The organism is Pseudoteredinibacter isoporae (genome assembly GCF_011602085.1).
Lineage (GTDB): Bacteria > Pseudomonadota > Gammaproteobacteria > Pseudomonadales > Cellvibrionaceae > Pseudoteredinibacter > Pseudoteredinibacter isoporae.
On the sequence record NZ_JAAONY010000004.1, the window covers coordinates 84,555 to 101,299 of the forward strand.

The window sequence follows — 16,745 nt, forward strand, 5'->3', positions numbered from 1 at the left end:
CCGCGTTGAGTGGGTCCAACGTTAGAATGTGAGCAGCTGATTAAAATGTATAGCGAATGCTCAAATTCAATGAACGTGGATCATTTGGCTGAACGGTTACCCAGTTGGCACCGGCTTCAGCGCGGTTTTTGTCGAAGGCATTGCGCAGCACCAGTGAAGCATCAATGGTGTTGTTGTCGTAATAGAGACCGACGTCAGCTTCGACATATTCTTCCAGAACGTAATCGCCATCATTGCGATCAGATTCAAAGCGCAAACCGGCACCCAGACGAAAATCATCCAGCTCACCGGTAAACTGGTAGGTGTTCCAGATCGCCAGGCTATGCTTTGGCGTGTTGTTGGCCTGCTTGCCTTCGTCGCTGCCGATGGTGTCATAGGCGCGGGTAAAGGCATAGCTGATACTGCTGATAAACTGCTCGTTCAGTGCAAAGCTGGCATCCCATTCCAGGCCTTCGGAGCGGAAGCTTGCTCCCTCCAATTGGGTCAGATGCCATACACCATCGATCCGCTCAAACTTGGTACTGTTGGAACGTTCAAGACGGAACAGGGTAATACCTGAACTCAGACGTTTATCGAAGAAATCGCCTTTAATGCCAATCTCATAGTTATCGCCTTCAACGGGCTTAAAGCTGGTCTTACCCTGACCGTATTGGGAAATCCAGCGTGCGCTTACCGGATCGTAAGATCGACTGTAAGTTGCAAACAGGTTCATGTCGCTGTTCAAGGCATAAATGACACCCAGATCCCAAATGGTGTCGCTGAAATCTCCGCTGTAAGCGGTGCCTCGACGGGTTTCCTGTTGCTCCTGTTTGACGTAGGCCACGCCACCTGCAAGCGTAAAGTCACCCAGTGTGACACGATCTTTCAGATAGATATTGGTGTCTTTTTCATTGCGGGGCGACAGGTCTACGTCACGAAGATCAGTGGGAACAGGCCCAACCAACTGTTGACGAGGGTTTGAAGCAGAGATGGTATTTTTACCTACCGCATCGCTGTTGGATTGGAAGTTCCGTGCAAAGCCGACATCCATATCGCGATAGTTGGCACCGAAGAGCAGGTGGTGTTCAATCCCAGCGGTTGAGAACTTGCCTTCAATGGCGCCATCGAAAAGTACGTATTCATCATCGCCTTTGGCGTAAACCCATTTACGGTTGATCTCGTCTTCGCCGACCGAATTCCCTAATCCACTGCTGTCACTGATGTATAAATCCAGCGATTCGGATTCGGTCTCGTTTTTACGAGCGCGCAGTAATACATCCCAGTTGCTGTTGAGTTCATGTTCCAGCATCAGGCTGAAACTCTTTGAGCTGTTTTCGCCTTTGTCCTGATTGCTGCCGTAATAGAAGCTGCGATTCACGGGCTTGCCATAGGTGGTGACATTGCCACTGAAGAAATTGCGCTCAAAAACACCGTCGGCATAACCACTGCCGCCGGAGCGTTCGCGGTCGGTGCTTTCAAAACGTGGAGTAATACGGGTTGAGTCTCCAATATTAAACGTCAGGGCGACATCAAACAGTTTTTCGTCGACACTGCGGCCTTCCTGAAAATGATCGCCATCGGGGGTATATTGGGCAAGAACGCGATAAAGAACATCGTCCTCTACAAGGCCGCCGGTGCTGTCCAGATTAACGGTGAAACGATTGGAGTCAAAATTACTGCCGTCAGTCACATAGGAGCGACTACCCAGGCCAATGCGGGTTTGGGCATCGGCTTCTGGACGTTTGGTGGTGATATTAATCAAGCCACCGCCAACACCTGCACCGTAAAGCAGGCCTGCCGGGCCACGCAGGAAAGTGGTGGATTCGGCGTTAAACGTGCTCGGCAAACGCGAGCCAGTACCCGCTTCACCACCTTGCAAAGATCTCAAGCCATCGACCATGACATTGTCGATGCTGGTGCGAACCCCACGTGCGGTATAAGTACGATCGGCCGGGCCATTGCCACGAAATCCGGCGACATAATCAAAGGCCTGACGCACGTTTTCGAGCGCAAGATCTTTCAACAGCTGTTCATCCAGTTGAGTGATTGAACGACCGGTATCTTTGAAGGACAGATTCATTTTACTGGCGGTCGGGTTCTTGACCTGCATCAGGCCATCTTTGTGGCCAATAACTTTCAGCTCTTCGATCTGGGCGTTCTTGTTATCTTGCTGATCCGCGTGGGCAAGGGGGGATATACTCAGGACAGAGATCAATGCGGTTCCCAGCGCATTTCTCGGCTTTGTTTTCTTAAATGACATGTAACTCTAGTCTCCAAATTGAATACCAATAGACCTGGCTATCACAGTCTTTGTATGAAGCTTCCTTGCGGCTTCATCTTTGGAATTTGGGGCGCACATTAACACTAATGAGAATTATTAACAAATGTAATTCTTTCTTATGCAGGGTTAAGTGTCAGTTGGTGAGAAAAATAGGAACAAATCATTAGAAGATTGAGTTCGCGGGCATTGAGTTTTAGATGTCAGTTTTACTCTAACAATTCATGCCCGCTAGCCGTCGGTTTTTAGTATTGCAGCCACCAGCGTTTTTTACTTTCCGGCAATGGTAACGCCCGTAGGTTTGAGACGATACAAAGTCATGCCTTCAATGACCGACGCTGGATCAAATTCCAGATTGTTTTCTTCAGCACGATGGGCAAGGTAGGCTCTGGTGCGTTCTACGTCGAGTTGTGATGCTGTCAGAACACCGGTGGCAAAAGCGACTTTGCCTCTAGCGCTGATTGGAAAGACCATATCACCATCTCTAACCTTAACGATAAGGTTGTCAAAGTCGTCCCCCGCGCTCAATTCCATCCAGCAACCTTTCTTGTGGCAAACCTCTTTGATGACACCGGTAACGGTGATGGTTTTGTCAGTGTATGTTGCCGGCGATTGCATCACGGTTTCCAGTTCAAGGAGTCGGGCCATATCCGCACCGCCGCCAAACTTCTGTTCTGCGAGGGCCCAGGAGCTGCTAAAGGCCATCAAGAATATTAAACCCAGTTTTATCTTGGTCATGTGTAATTCCTTCGTATTTATCCTTTTTCCGAGTCTAGCGATGGGGCCCGGCAAGGATCAACATTGATCTTTCGGTAACCCTAATTTTCTTGTGGGATCAATAACTTAGCCAGTTAAACCACAATTAATTCAGGTTCTATTTTGGTGCAAATGGTTGTAAATGATAATTTGTGCTATTTAATATTTCAATAAGGAATATCAAAATAATTTTATAGCATAAAAACATTCCCTAAATTAAAATAAACAGAAATTATTCTCATTTACATTCAACTGGAAGGGAGTTAAGTATGAGATTAAACAGGGGTAAATCAGCATTGGCCCTGGCAATTGCCTGTGCCTCGTTTGCTGGCCAAAGCCTGGCAGAGGAAAAGGACGAAAACCTGGAGCTGATTGAGGTGATCGGACACAAGCTGACCTTGGTCAATCAGGATACGCCGGCATCGATTTCGGTGATCACTGAAAAGGAAATCGCCCGTCAGCAGCAGAGTGAACTGAGCCAGCTTCTGAAAAACATGCCGGGTGTGGATCTCACCGGTGGTGTGGTTCCTTTGGCCAGCCAGCCGGTGGTTCGCGGTTTATACGGCGAGCGAATTCACGTTTCGGTCGATAATGTGAAACGCAAAATCGAATCCGACGGCGGCAGCAATATCGCAACCATCAACAGCATGGGTATCGATCCCCAAAGCTTGAAACGAGTACAGGTGTTGAGGGGTGCCGACTCGCTGACCGTAGGCTCTGGTGCGCTTGGTGGCAGTATTCGTTTGGCCACCAAAGACGCCGGCGATTATCTGGATAAAAATGGATTTGGCGGACGTGTTTCTCTGTCTCGCCAAGACGCTACCGATGCGTTGGTGAAGGGCGCGAGTGCATTCTATCTGGATGAAAATCTGGATGTAGTCTTGCAACTGAGTCAGTCGGATTTTGAAGACATCGATATCGTGGGTGATCGTAGCGCGGAAGGCGGTGTGGCGAGCTTATCCAGCATCAAGAACGAATCCAGTCGTGAAAATGTCATGTTCAAAACGCGCTGGATTATCGACGATGAGCAGCAGTTGTCTGTGAAGGTGGATTGGTCCGAAACCGAGGCTTCTGATCAGCCTTATGCCATGCGTCAGAGCTACAGTGTACGTTACCCGCATCTGTTCCAGGACTTCAGCAATGATTATCTGGAAGGCAGTATCAAGTACAGTTACAACCCGTCCAGTCCTCTTCTGGACCTTGATGTTCAAGCGGTTTTCTCCGAGAAAAACTACGATGAAATCAGCCGTGGTTTTATTCCGTTGCGCAACGGCAGTCAGCGTATTTTTGACAGCTTTGATAAGGGCGAAACCACACGCAACAGTTTGCGTGTCTCAAATTTGTCGACTTTTGAAGGTCTAATCAGTCACAAATTAGCGATTGAATTCAATTATGAGCAGGAAGATTTCGTTCAGAATGAAGTGGACAATACCAATCCGAATGCGGCCACGACATTTTACGGCGACAGTGAGGCCATCAACCTTTCAGCATCCATCATCGATCAATCGAGTTTCCTTGATGAAACACTTTTGCTGACTCTGGGTGTGCGTTTTGATTCCTATGAGCGAAACAATAATCAGTTTGGTGAATTTGGCGATAATGATGACAGTGAAATTTCCAGTAATATTGGCCTGACCTACAAGGCAATGGATTTTCTGAATCTGTTTGCCAGTTACGGCGAAGCTTTTCGGGCACCGTCTGTGCAGGAGCTGTACAAGAAAAGGGAATGGCGTTGTCATATTGGCGGAAAAATTTGCTATCAGGAACCACAGCCTGATTTGATGCCGGAGACCTCTGAAAACTGGGAAGCCGGTTTTGGTCTGCATTGGTCTGACCTGAGTTATGCCGACAATATCAGCGCAAAATTTATCTTCTTCAATAATGACATTGTTAATTTTATCGATAATGTCCCGTTTATGTATTACTTCGATGACAATGGCGTGAAGCAGCCAGGTTCACCCGGGCCCCGGCCAAGCAATGGCGTGCCGGTTGCTACCCATCGAGATTACAGTGCCAAGAACATCGGCGGTTTACAGAGCCGCGGGCTTGAAGTTGAGCTGGAATACAGCTGGCAGGATCTGGATGTGTACCTGGGTTACTCCACCATGAATATGGATGCCACCGGTGTGCCGAACTTTTTCCTGGGAACGGTTGATACTGACAAACAACCCTATCAGGAAGCACCTGCGGACAAGCTGAGCCTGAACATCAACTATCAGTTGTTTGATACCCTCAACGTTGGCGCGCAGGTCTTGAAGTACCGTGAGCAAAAACGTCTGACCGAAGCCTACCTTGGCTATGGTTATGGTGTAGAGGGTTACAGTCTGGTGAACCTTAATGCCAGCTTTGAAGGGCAGGGTGCACTCGATGGTCTGACAGTGGTTCTGGGGGTGGACAATCTGATGGATCGCCGTTACCTGAGAGCGCCGGCCAGCTCGTCCTCGGATCCGGCTGAAGTTGGGCGTAATGTCAAAATGAGTGTGAGTTATCAGTTCTAGGTAGAGGTTGAACCGGGGAAGTGAGTCTTTCCCGGTTCATTACCGGATTTGGAAAACGATAAGCGTACACAGTGCTCAAACGATCAACTGCGACGTATCGTCGCAACTATATTCATTGATAAGCATTTGCATTTAGTGGTAGCATTTCGCGCGCTTATACGGCTGTTAGGCCCATAGAAAAAGACCTGCTCGAGAAGCCTGCTCGGTGGACTGGTATAGGAATACGGCCATTGATTTACGCCTCTGTTTAAAGGAGTCTCCATGTTTTTCAAGTCCCGATGCGTTGTCGCGTTCAGCGTATGCGCTGCTTCATTGTTCAGTGTGCAGGTTTCCGCCGAAAAGGTGTCTGTTGAAGCTGTCGTTCAACACTATACCGATCTTGCCCATGCCACCTTCGAAGATTCATTACTGACCGCCCAGACGCTGCAAAAAAGTATCGATGAGTTTCTGGAAAAACCCAGCGCTGAAGGTCTGGCCGCTGCCAAAACGGCCTGGAAAGCGGCCCGTGTTCCTTATCAGCAATCTGAGGTATTTCGTTTTGGTAATCCTGTCGTGGATGATTGGGAAGGCCAGCTGAATGCCTGGCCTCTGGATGAAGGCTTGATCGATTATGTCGACCAGGGCAGCTATCAGGCTGAGTTGGGTAATGTCGGCGCCAGTGCCAATATTATCGCCAACAGCAGCTTGCAAATTGGTGCGAACAAACTGGATATTCAACAGTTGACTCCCGAGCTGCTGGCCTCACTGAACGAATTGGGTGGCTCTGAAGCGAATGTTGCAACCGGCTATCACGCAATTGAGTTTCTATTGTGGGGACAGGACTTGAACGGCACCGATGCGGGTGCAGGCAATCGCCCCTATACCGATTTTGTTGTGGGCAAGGGATGCACCGGTGGCGCGTGTGAGCGACGTCGTGAGTATTTGCGTGCAACCAGTCAGCTGTTGATTGATGACCTGCGTTATATGGTGGGCCAGTGGGATCAAAAGGTTGCGGACAACTATCGTGCTGAATTGTTGGCTATGCCGGCCAAACGAGGTCTGACTCGTATGTTGTTCGGTATGGGCAGTTTATCTTTGGGTGAACTGGCTGGTGAGCGTTTGAAAGTCGCACTGGAAGCCAATTCCCCGGAAGATGAGCATGACTGCTTCAGTGACAACACCCACTATTCTCATTTCTACAATGGCTTAGGTATTCGAAATATTTACACAGGTGAATACTTGCGCAGTGACGGTAGCCGCTTGAATGGTCCCGGCATCATGGCCTTGCTGAAAGCCAAAGATGAAACGCTGGCGAAACAAGTCCTGGGTAGCATGGACAAAAGCCTGGAAAGTTTGCAGAAGCTGGTTGATAGTGCAGAACGTAAAGATTCTCCGGAAGCGTTTGATCAATTGATCGCTGAAGGAAATACACGCGGAGAGCAAATGATCAACCAGTCGATTAACGATTTGGTCGCACAAACACAACAAATAGAAAATGCGGCAAAATTCCTTGGTATTGACAACCTTAACCCTGATAACGCTGACCACGAGTTTTAATGCAATGTTTCCCTAAGTCCGGTGATGCGCAAAGTCGCATCGCCGGCATCTCAATTCGTACTCTATTTAGCGCCTTTCTGGCGACGGCCTGTGTGTCGACACTGGCAGCAGATGACATAAAAACTGATCGCAGCCGGGTGAACCCCAAAGGGATTCATTCTTTCTCACAAGCTGCTGCGAACATGCCTCTGATGCGCCGATTGGATTTCAGTGTCGGTAACAGTTTTTTCCGCAATCCCTGGGTGGCTGCACCAGCGAGCACCGATGCCCGCGATGGTCTGGGGCCATTGTTCAATACCAATGCCTGCCAGAATTGCCACATTAAAGATGGGCGAGGGCATTTGCCCGTGAATGAGAGCGACAATGCGGTGTCATTGTTGTTGCGTTTGAACGTCGCGGGTGCCAAGGATGTTGCGGTAGATGCCCCCAGCAAAGCCGACCCGATTTACGGCGGCCAACTGCAGGATTTTGCCTTGCCGGGTTTAGCGGCGGAAGGCCAAATCAGTATCCGTTACGAAGACATAACTGTTGCGCTGGCCGATGGCAGCAAGAGGCAATTGCGAAAACCGATATTTTCCATTCGTGATCTGGCTTATGGGCCATTGCATAAAGACACTCAAATATCTGCACGTGTCGCACCCGCTATGGTGGGTTTGGGGTTGTTGGAGGCTATACCCGAGGAGCGTTTGAAAGCCCTGGCCGATCCCGAAGATCGAGATCAAAATGGTATTTCTGGGCGTTTGAATCAGGTCTGGGATATTAAGAAGAAAAGCCTGCAGCCCGGTCGCTTTGGCTGGAAGGCCGGACAACCGAGTTTGGAACAGCAAAACGCGGGTGCCTTCAATGGCGATATGGGAATACGTTCGAGCCTGTTTCCCACGGAAAACTGTAGCACTCAGCAAACAGCCTGCCTGAAGTTGGCCAAAGCGGGTGACTTAAGTAAATTGGAGGTCAGCGACAAGATCTTGGATCAGGTCACGTTTTATACCAGTAATCTGGCCGTCCCTAAACGTCGTAATCCCAAGAATCAGGATGTTCTGGCTGGTGAGAAAATATTTGAACGTATCGGCTGTTCGGGTTGTCATACCGCTGAGCACATCACGTCGAAAAATTATCCGTTTTCCTGGCTGGCGGCAACAAAAATAGCTCCGTACACTGACTTGTTACTCCATGATATGGGACCGGAACTGGCTGATGGCAGTCGAGAATTTGTGGCCTCCGGCAGTGAATGGCGGACTCCCCCTTTGTGGGGGCTGGGTATGATCAAGGACGTTAACGGTGTTGAAGCTCTGTTGCATGATGGCCGCGCACGCAATGCCGAAGAGGCCATTCTCTGGCATGGTGGCGAAGCGGCCCAGGCCAACGCACATTACAAGCAACTCAGCCAGAAAGAACGTGAGCAATTGCTGGCATTCTTGTACGATCTTTAAAAACAGCAGGAGTAGAGCGTGGGGCTTACAGAAATTATTCGGCAAGCGAGCGTGAAACGCATTGCGACTTTCACTGTGCTGGGGCTCAGTGTCATGCTGTCGGCCTGTTCTGAAAAACCCCCGGAAGATGCCTTTATTCATCGAGCCTTGCACGATTACATCTTACCCTTGCAAGGTAACATGGCCGAGCGCAGCAAACATTTTGCGGAACTGGTGAATGAGCAGTGTCATGGGCTGGAAAACGATAGCACGGCCCTTGTTCTGGACATACCTGTCTTGCAAGAGGGCTGGCGCCTGTCCATGCGCGCCTGGGAGCAAGTGCAGGCAATTAACTACGGGCCGATTAATGATAAAAATCTGGCTTGGAAATTTCAGTTCTGGCCAGACAATAAGAATCTCGTCGCGAGAAAAATTCGTCCATTGCTTAACAGCGAGAAACCTCCCACACCTGAGCAGTTTGCCAAAACCAGCACGGTAGTTCAGGGCTTGTCAGCGGTTGAGTATTTATTGTTTGATCCTGCATTGCAGGACCAAAAGGTTCCCGCGAATCGAATGTGTGCCTTGTTGAGCCTTCAAAGTGCTCAATTGCAGCTCAACAGCTCGTCCTTGTTACAGGATTGGCAAGGTAGCTATGGCAAACAACTGAACGCCTATGGGCCTGAGAATGTGGATTTCCCCGATGCGAAAACGGTCGTCGCCCAGCTTATTGACGGTCAATTGTCGTTGTTGGAATCAGCCAGCAATAAAAAGCTGGCCGATGCTTTGGGGACTAAGCGTAAAAATGTGCGCATTAATCCTTACCTTTTGGAGTCCTGGCGTTCACAAAATTCCCGAAAAAATCTGCAAGCGAATCTGGCCAGTATTGATTTGTTGTTTCACCGTGCTGGCCTCAAACGCTATCTGGAGAAAAGCGGTGCCGGTGCCGTTGCTGAAGACATTGAAAAGGCTTTGTTGAATGCCCAGGAAACACTGCGTGGCGACAATCAAAGCTTCTTTCAACGTTTACAGGAACACAATATCGAGAACGCTGAGGCCACTCAGAAAGCGTTGAGCACACTCACCGGCTTGTATAAGAATCAGCTGCCGCAAGCGCTGGGTATACAATTGGGCTTTAACAATAATGACGGCGATTAATCGACGAGAATTTCTTCTCGGCAGTGTCGGTTTAAGTGTGGCAGCCATAGTTGGCTGTGCGTCAAAGCCAGGTAATGATTCCTTGCTGCTCAGTGGTTTTCAGCATCAAGGCGATAAAGGTCGCCGCTATGGTGTCGCGGGGATGGATTTACAGGGCAAGCTTCGTTTTAGCTTGTCATTGCCCCAGCGTTTGCATCAGGTAATGGTCTTGCCGTCAGTGCCATCTTCCGATGCCATGAAAGGCCGGCGCGAATGCCTGGCCATTGCCCGGCGCCCGGGTACCGAGCTGTATCATATCGATGTCGACAGCGGAGAACTTCTCAATAACATTCAATCGCCCGATAATCGCCATGTCTTTGGGCATGCCTGTATTATTGGGGAGGGTGATCATGTTCTGGTACCCCAAAATCATCTCGATGAGAAAGCCTCCAGTCTGGCGGTTTATGATCGTAAAGCCGGCTGGACGTTAATTGACGAAATTGCTCTGCCGAACGTGGGGCCTCATCAAGTTGAATGCCTGTCCGATGGTAAAACCCTGGCGGTGGCCATGGGAGGTATCCACACTCGCCCGGAAAGTGGGCGCCAGAAACTCAATATCGATACCATGCAGTCCTCATTGTTGTACCTCGATAGCCACAGCGGCAAAGTGCTGGGGGAATACCGGCCAGAGGACCCTAAACTGAGTTTGCGTCATATGGCCGTCACGGCAGATGATCAGGTCATTATTGGTGCGCAATTCCAGGGTGATGCAAACTACGTTTTGCCATTGGCCTATAAGCACCGTGGCGAAAATGAACTGCAAGCTCTCACGGCCGGTAACGATGTTTGGCAAATGCACAGACAATACGTTGGCAGTGTCAGTGTCGATGACATGGCCCGCCAGGCGTATTTGAGTTCTCCGCGCGCAGGAATAGTCAGCCGCTGGGATTTGCAAAGTGGGACGTTTATTGAGCACCTGACGATTCGCGATGCCTGTGGTTTGGCCTATGCAAAAGAGCAACAAGGCTTTTATATCAGTAATGGTGCCGGGCAGATGGTAAATTCTGCCATCGACACGAGTCAGATCAAGGCATTCGCTTACCAACAAGGTATCATCTGGGATAATCACTTGAGCTTTATCCGTTGAAGCTCGATCACACGACAAACATTATCTGGGTTGAAAGTCTCTGAATTCTTTCGCCTCAGTTCGGAAATACATTTATGAAACGTCGAGAGTTTCTATCGGCAGGTCTGTTAGGTACATTGGCATTGAGCGGCTGTATGCCCAAACTCAAGGTCGAGCAGCGTGGGGAGTATCGATACGAGATCCGGTTGCAGGCTGCTGATTTTGAATTGATCCCGGGCACCCAAACTCCGGGCCTGGGTTTTAACGGCCAGTACCCTTCGCCGATTATTCGAGCGAAGCAGGGGCGCCCCGTCATTATTGATGTCATTAATGAGCTTGATGAGCCCACGACCATTCACTGGCATGGTATCCGTATTGATATTGCTATGGACGGCGTGCCGTTTCTGAGCCAGAAACCAATTATGCCCGGCGAGCATTTTCGCTATGAATTTATCCCTCCCGATGCGGGAACCTTCTGGTATCACCCGCATATGAATAGCGTGGTTCAGTTGGGTAAGGGTTTGGTTGGTTTATTGTTGGTTGAGGAAGCCGACAGCTCGCAGTTTTCACCTGAGGACTACGCTGCCGATTTGCCGCTGATGTTAAAAAACTGGCATCTGAACGACGATGGATCCTTTAAACCGTTGAGTATTCCACGATATGCCGCGCGCATGGGCACTCCCGGAAACTACGAAACCATTAATGGTCTCAACCGCCCGGCGATGACGGTGCCCGCCAATGCCTGGGTCAGGTTGCGATTTGCCAATGTCGACAACACGGTCGTCTACAAATTACGGGTGAAGGATCGCCCGGCTTATATTGTCAGCATCGATGCCAATCCACTTTCCGAACCCAAGCCCCTGGAACATCATTCCATTGGTTCGGGTATGCGAGTCGATATCGCCGTTAAAACGCCCGCCGCCGGTGAAGAGATCGTGATTGAAAACGGCAAGGGCCGTTTGTATTTTGAATTTATGCGTTTGCGAGCCGAAGATCGCCCGTTGAAAAAAGCGACGGCTACCACGGCTCCGATGCCTCTCCCCAATCCTCTGTCCGAGCCCGAGTTGGATAAGGCTGAGAAAAAATATTTTGTCTTTGAATGGGAAGGCGCTGTTACGCCAGCAGATAAAGCCGGAAAGTCAAAGCATGCCTTTTGGACGATTAATCGTCGAGCCTGGGAAGGTATGGGGCCCAATAACATTCCCGAACCCCTGGCCAAACTCGATCTGGGGAAAAGTTACATTTTTGATTTAAAAAACAACACTCCGCATATGCACCCGATTCATATGCATGGTGTGATGTTTAAAGTGATCAAATCCAACAAAAAGAACATTGAGCCATTTTTTACCGATACCGTGCTCATGGAAAAAAACGAGCGTGTGCAGATTGCGTTTGTAGCCGACAATCCTGGCCGCTGGATGTACCATTGCCACGTGATCGAACATATGAAAACGGGATTGATGGGCTATATTGAAATTTCCTGATCCCCTTTTTTGACAGGAGCGTTCTGGATGAATATTTGCGTAGCGCAATTACAGAGTATTGCCGGTGATCTGGAGGTTAACTTACAAAAGCATCTGGATCTGATTGCATTGGCCGCCAGGGAAAAAGTGGATCTGATCTGTTTTCCAGAGCTGTCTCTCAGTGCTTATGAGCCAACATTGGCAGCGGAGCTGGCGTTTGATGCAGACAAGGTCAACATCCCGAGCATTCAGGAGCAAAGCGATCAGCACGGCATGTTGATCTGTCTTGGAATGCCGGTGCGATTCAGGAATGAACTTGGAGAAGCTGAGGTTCGGATTTCCATGCTCTGCTTCCAACCTTTCAATCCGGTGCGCGTTTATTCAAAACAATTGCTGCACAGCAGTGAGTTGCCATTTTTTGCACCTGGTCATTGCCCCTTGTTTTTGGAGTACGGCAATGAGCGCATTGCGCCTGCCATTTGTTATGAGTCCAAACAATGCAGCCATAACGATGCGGCAATTGCCGCAGGTGCAAGTCTGTATATGGCGAGTGTCGCTAAAGATGAGTCAAGTTTGGCCGCCGTTACCAGTGGACTGTATTCCACATTGGCTAAGCGATCGGGTATGAAAATCATGATGGCCAACAATCACGGCCCCAATCACGATTTTATCGGCCACGGTCAATCGGCCATTTGGGATGCTCAGGGAAATTGCGTTGCCCAGCTGGGGGTGGCAGGTGATGGGATTGTGGTATTCGACACCATCACTGGAAAAGGTTTTACAAAAACGCTGTAGTTCAGTTGTACAAAGCTCTCCCCGTGTGGAGAGAGCTTTGCGACTCAGGCGGGCTTAGAAGCTAAAATCAGCACGCAGAGTAAAGTTACGGCCTGGCTCAGTGAAGCGAGTGATGCCGTTACCGCGAACACCAATACCTGGACGCAGGTCATCACGACCTACAAAGCGAATGCTGTCCCAGATGTAGTATTCCTTGTCTGTAACGTTGAAGACACCGGCACGCAAAGTCAGTTGTTCTGTGACCTTGTAGAATGCGGTGATATCCAGAACGGCAGAACTGTTGCTCAGGTAGTCACGCTCTACACGTTCGCCATCGGCGTTGGTCGAGTAGGCATCTTCGGCATCTTTGGCTGAGGTATAGGTCAGGGTAGAGTTCACGCCCCAATCATCCTGATTGTAGCCAAAGCCCAGTTTTGCACTGAATGGCTGGATGCTGGTCAGTGGATCGCCATTTTCCTGCTCACCATCAGCATACGCAGAGCTTGCAAAAGCACTCATACCTTCGGGCGCGCCCAGAGCTTTGTGCAGATCAACACTGGCGCTGATTTCCAAACCTTTGGTATCGGCTTCGCCAACGTTGGCTGCTACAGAGTAGATGTCTTCTGCACCAGCCGCATTGATGCGGGTGCGGCTCTGAGACTCAATGAAATCTTGATACTGATTGAAGAAACCAGTGATGCTGATACGACCGGCATCAAATTGAGTTTCGAAGGTCAGCTCGTAGTTAGTCGCAGTTTCAACATCCAGATCCGGGTTAGGGCCGGTTCTCCAGTCATCAGCCGAGCCGCTGCGGGTATACAGGTTTTCAACCGTAGGAGCGCGGAAGGCACGACCAATCTTGGCGATAATCTTACTGTTGTCGTTGATTTTCTGAGTCAGGCCTAGAGCGCCACTGAAGAAGTCGAAGTCTTGTTTGTTCAGGCTGCCACCCAAGCGATCAGCGTAAAACTCGCTTGCTGTTGCATCGTATTCGTAATCGTCATAACGAATTCCCACTTCGAGCTGAGTCTCGTTGCTCAGGGTAATGCGATCCAGAACGAACAGGTTGTAGTTCTTGATTTCGGAATGCGGTACCAGCGCTTGACGAGTGCTTGGAATAACCTCGGTACTGCCTTCCGGAGTGAACAAACGCGTTTCTTCGTTATCTACTTCTTTGTCAGAGTAGGCGAAACCGTAGAACAACTCATGCTCAACATCACCAGTTTGAATACGTTTGTTGAAGTCAAACTTGAATTGGGTCAGTTCCTGATCGAAAGAACGGTTGTCCACTCGGAAACCAACAACCGGAGGGCCAAAGAAGCCTGGAATATTTACACCTTGTGGTGTTTTGGCTTCAAAGTCGATGTTCTGACGGTCGATACTCCACTCGATACGGTCAAACAAACCGGCATTCACTTCCATCTTGTGGAAGATACCTACACGCTGACGCTCGCTGGTGTCATCACCCTGACGGTTGATGTACCAAGGGCCATTGTAGGAGCGGGCATCGGTTTTGATTTCCTGAGTGTAATCTTCAACAACCAAACCAATGGTGTTATTGCTGCTGATATCGTAGTTCAGCTTAAGCAAGATGCTGTCTGTATCGCGATCCTGAGGGTCTGGACGCTCACGCTGACTGCCGTCGATGTCGGGGCCAGCCGTATGGTTTTCGGTTTCATGACCGCTGCGCTTGGTACCAATCAACAGGGCTTCAAACTGACCGGAACGACCCGCAAGAGCAAGACTGCCCATGGTGGATTCGCTGGCACTGTCGTAGGAGCTGCTGAAGTCCAGGCCGAAATCGTTGCCGCTTTCTTTCAGGAAATCGTCCGCATCTTTAGTGACGAAACGTACCGAACCACCCAGTGCACCGCTACCGGAAATGACTGAGTCGGCTCCTTTGGTGATGCTTACCTGCTTGACGGTTTCCAATTCCAAACCATTGCGACCACCTTTAAAGTAACCGTAGGCCTGACCTCCTTCGTACTGGAGGGTCTCTCCTTGCTCAACACCGTCGATAGAAACAGCGATACGGTCATCGTCCACGCCGCGAATGTTGAAACCGGTACCACCCCAGCGGCCATCAGCGGCCTTGATAACAACACCAGGCAGGTCGCGAACCAGATCGTCCAGATTGTTGACCATGTTTTCTTCAATCTTCAGATTGGAGATAACTTCCTGGTTTTCTTTGGTTTCGCCTTTTACTTTGGTCGTTTCCAGTTCCTGGACCTGAGCAAAGCTGTTGCTGCTGACCAGAGCGATGGCCAGCGCTAAAGTAGATTTTTTAAACATTTGTGTCTCCCCATTATTCAATTGGCCGCTATCTCAGCGTTGCCAACTAAAGGTGATCTCAACTCCAGCTCTATATACTGGATTTCTTTTTGGCCTTTCTCGGTTTGTTTTATTGGCTTCCCTAGCTCAAATGGAATGCTTATTTTTTCGTGTCCACCATGTTCTCTGGCAGCTTCTATAATTAATTGGTATTGACCGGCCGCGACGGCCTTGCCGAAATCATCGCGTCCTGACCATTGCAGTTGATATTCACCGGCCCGGCGGGTAGGGCGAGCCATTACATCCAGCAGGGTAGGGGTTTTGCGGCCCTGACGGCGCCACCACACACTGTTTTCGCTCATCCAGCGTTCGCTGTCGCCCAGCAACAGCAAGTTCTTAACGACCTTACGTTTTTTATTTTCGATCCAAAGTGCGACATAGGGCTTGCGGTAGTTACCGCTGCGGATTTTAGGGAGAGCGAAGCGAATATTGGCCGAAGCCAATTCGGCTTTGCTGTCTTCATGATCGGATGAGTGCCAGGCGCTGCTGGCAAACTGACGGCCATCTTCGCTGATCAGCAGGGCTTCGACCTGTTTCGTTTGTTCAACCCAATCGAGAGCCTTGTCGACATCCATTGTGCTCAGGGCGGTTGCGATGGCATCGGCTTTGGTTGCCGTCGGCGCAATAACAACCACGCTGTGCGGAAAATCTCTCGGCCAGCCATCGCGGGCCTGGAGAATGTGGCTGAACTGGCGGCGGCCAATTTTTCGGCTTCTCGCCTGATGACCACTGTAAGCGATGGCCTGATTATTCAGTTGGATGTTGCCAAGCGAGTTCTGCTGACTGTCGTCAAGTTGATTGGGGTTGGCAAGGCTTATTGCCCAGGCTTTGCTGCCGGGTTTTTGCCACTGTCGAATATCTCCGCCAATCTCTAAGGTGAGGGCATTCGCTGCAGGTGCGGCTTTGCGAGCTTGTGCAATCGCCTGGTCGATAATGTAACCCTTGGCAATTGCCGAAAATTCCCAGCTGAAATCTTTGGGGATCTCTGCGTCGCTCAATGTGTATTCGGAATACAGGGCCTTGCGAGCGAGAGCACGAATGGCTTTACGATCCGGGCGCTCCTGTTTTTTTTCGGCTTCGTTCCACGCTTCAATGACCGAACCCAGACGGCAACTGAAGGCCATGGGCAACTCTTTTTGCCACTGTTGGCAAAGCGAAACCATGGTGTGCATTTCCGGAGACAGCGTGCTGATAACACCACGGCGTATCTGCATGAGTTCGCTCTCGCTGTCATAGCTGCTGTAGATTTTTTCCAGGCGATGAATTTCAGCCAAGGCGGCCTGTTCAGCAAGTTTGGCTTCCTGATCGTTGGCGTCGATGCGTAAATGCATAGAGGTGCCCAAAACATTGTCGTTGTGGAAATCGACAATGCCTGCGGTCATCATTCCGCTGTTGAGTAGGCATCCGATGCTTAAAAGTGGCGTGAGAAACTGTTTCACTGATTTGGCTACTGTTTTGAAA

The 16,745-nt window shown here is 49.9% G+C and carries 11 protein-coding genes; 7 read left to right on the forward strand and 4 right to left on the reverse strand.

Features of this window, described 5'->3' with window-relative positions; genetic code table 11:
- Positions 1-40: 40 nt before the first annotated feature.
- A complete protein-coding gene (locus tag G8768_RS19185; RefSeq protein ID WP_166843405.1) occupies positions 41-2,239 on the reverse strand; it encodes a TonB-dependent siderophore receptor in 2,199 nt (732 codons plus the stop codon).
- Positions 2,240-2,527: 288 nt separating this feature from the next.
- Positions 2,528-2,995 carry a DUF4920 domain-containing protein gene (locus G8768_RS19190; protein ID WP_166843404.1) on the reverse strand — a complete coding sequence of 156 codons (468 nt, stop codon included), beginning with the start codon at positions 2,993-2,995 and terminating at the stop codon, positions 2,528-2,530.
- Positions 2,996-3,282: 287 nt separating this feature from the next.
- On the opposite strand from G8768_RS19190, the gene G8768_RS19195 reads away from it, so the two are divergent.
- The 7 genes from G8768_RS19195 to G8768_RS19225 all read left to right on the forward strand — a co-directional run bounded on the left by G8768_RS19195 (position 3,283) and on the right by G8768_RS19225 (position 12,974).
- The gene (locus tag G8768_RS19195) at positions 3,283-5,511 is read left to right on the forward strand and encodes a TonB-dependent receptor domain-containing protein (RefSeq protein WP_166843403.1); all 2,229 of its coding nucleotides are present in this window, start codon (positions 3,283-3,285) and stop codon (positions 5,509-5,511) included.
- Positions 5,512-5,772: 261 nt separating this feature from the next.
- Positions 5,773-7,047: an imelysin family protein gene (locus G8768_RS19200; protein ID WP_166843402.1), complete on the forward strand. Its 1,275-nt coding sequence runs from the start codon at positions 5,773-5,775 to the stop codon at positions 7,045-7,047.
- The gene (locus G8768_RS19205) at positions 7,047-8,477 is read left to right on the forward strand and encodes a di-heme oxidoreductase family protein (protein WP_166843401.1); all 1,431 of its coding nucleotides are present in this window, start codon (positions 7,047-7,049) and stop codon (positions 8,475-8,477) included. Before G8768_RS19200 ends, G8768_RS19205 begins: the two co-directional genes overlap by 1 nt.
- A gap of 18 nt (positions 8,478-8,495) precedes the next feature.
- Positions 8,496-9,611 (forward strand): imelysin family protein, encoded by a 1,116-nt coding sequence (locus G8768_RS19210; protein ID WP_166843400.1) that lies wholly within the window; start codon positions 8,496-8,498, stop codon positions 9,609-9,611.
- The gene (locus G8768_RS19215) at positions 9,598-10,737 is read left to right on the forward strand and encodes a DUF1513 domain-containing protein (RefSeq protein WP_166843399.1); all 1,140 of its coding nucleotides are present in this window, start codon (positions 9,598-9,600) and stop codon (positions 10,735-10,737) included. Before G8768_RS19210 ends, G8768_RS19215 begins: the two co-directional genes overlap by 14 nt.
- A gap of 74 nt (positions 10,738-10,811) precedes the next feature.
- Complete coding sequence (locus G8768_RS19220) at positions 10,812-12,200, forward strand: multicopper oxidase family protein (RefSeq protein WP_166843398.1); 1,389 nt, start codon at positions 10,812-10,814, stop codon at positions 12,198-12,200.
- Positions 12,201-12,227: 27 nt separating this feature from the next.
- The gene (locus G8768_RS19225) at positions 12,228-12,974 is read left to right on the forward strand and encodes a carbon-nitrogen hydrolase family protein (RefSeq protein ID WP_166843397.1); all 747 of its coding nucleotides are present in this window, start codon (positions 12,228-12,230) and stop codon (positions 12,972-12,974) included.
- Positions 12,975-13,028: 54 nt separating this feature from the next.
- Here the strand turns inward: G8768_RS19225 and G8768_RS19230 are convergent, their stop codons facing one another.
- Positions 13,029-15,245, reverse strand: a complete 2,217-nt coding sequence (locus tag G8768_RS19230) for a TonB-dependent hemoglobin/transferrin/lactoferrin family receptor (protein ID WP_166843396.1) — start codon at positions 15,243-15,245, stop codon at positions 13,029-13,031.
- A gap of 17 nt (positions 15,246-15,262) precedes the next feature.
- On the reverse strand, positions 15,263-16,723 hold the full coding sequence (locus G8768_RS19235; RefSeq protein WP_166843395.1) for a DUF2271 domain-containing protein: 1,461 nt from the start codon (positions 16,721-16,723) through the stop codon (positions 15,263-15,265).
- Positions 16,724-16,745: the final 22 nt, after the last annotated feature.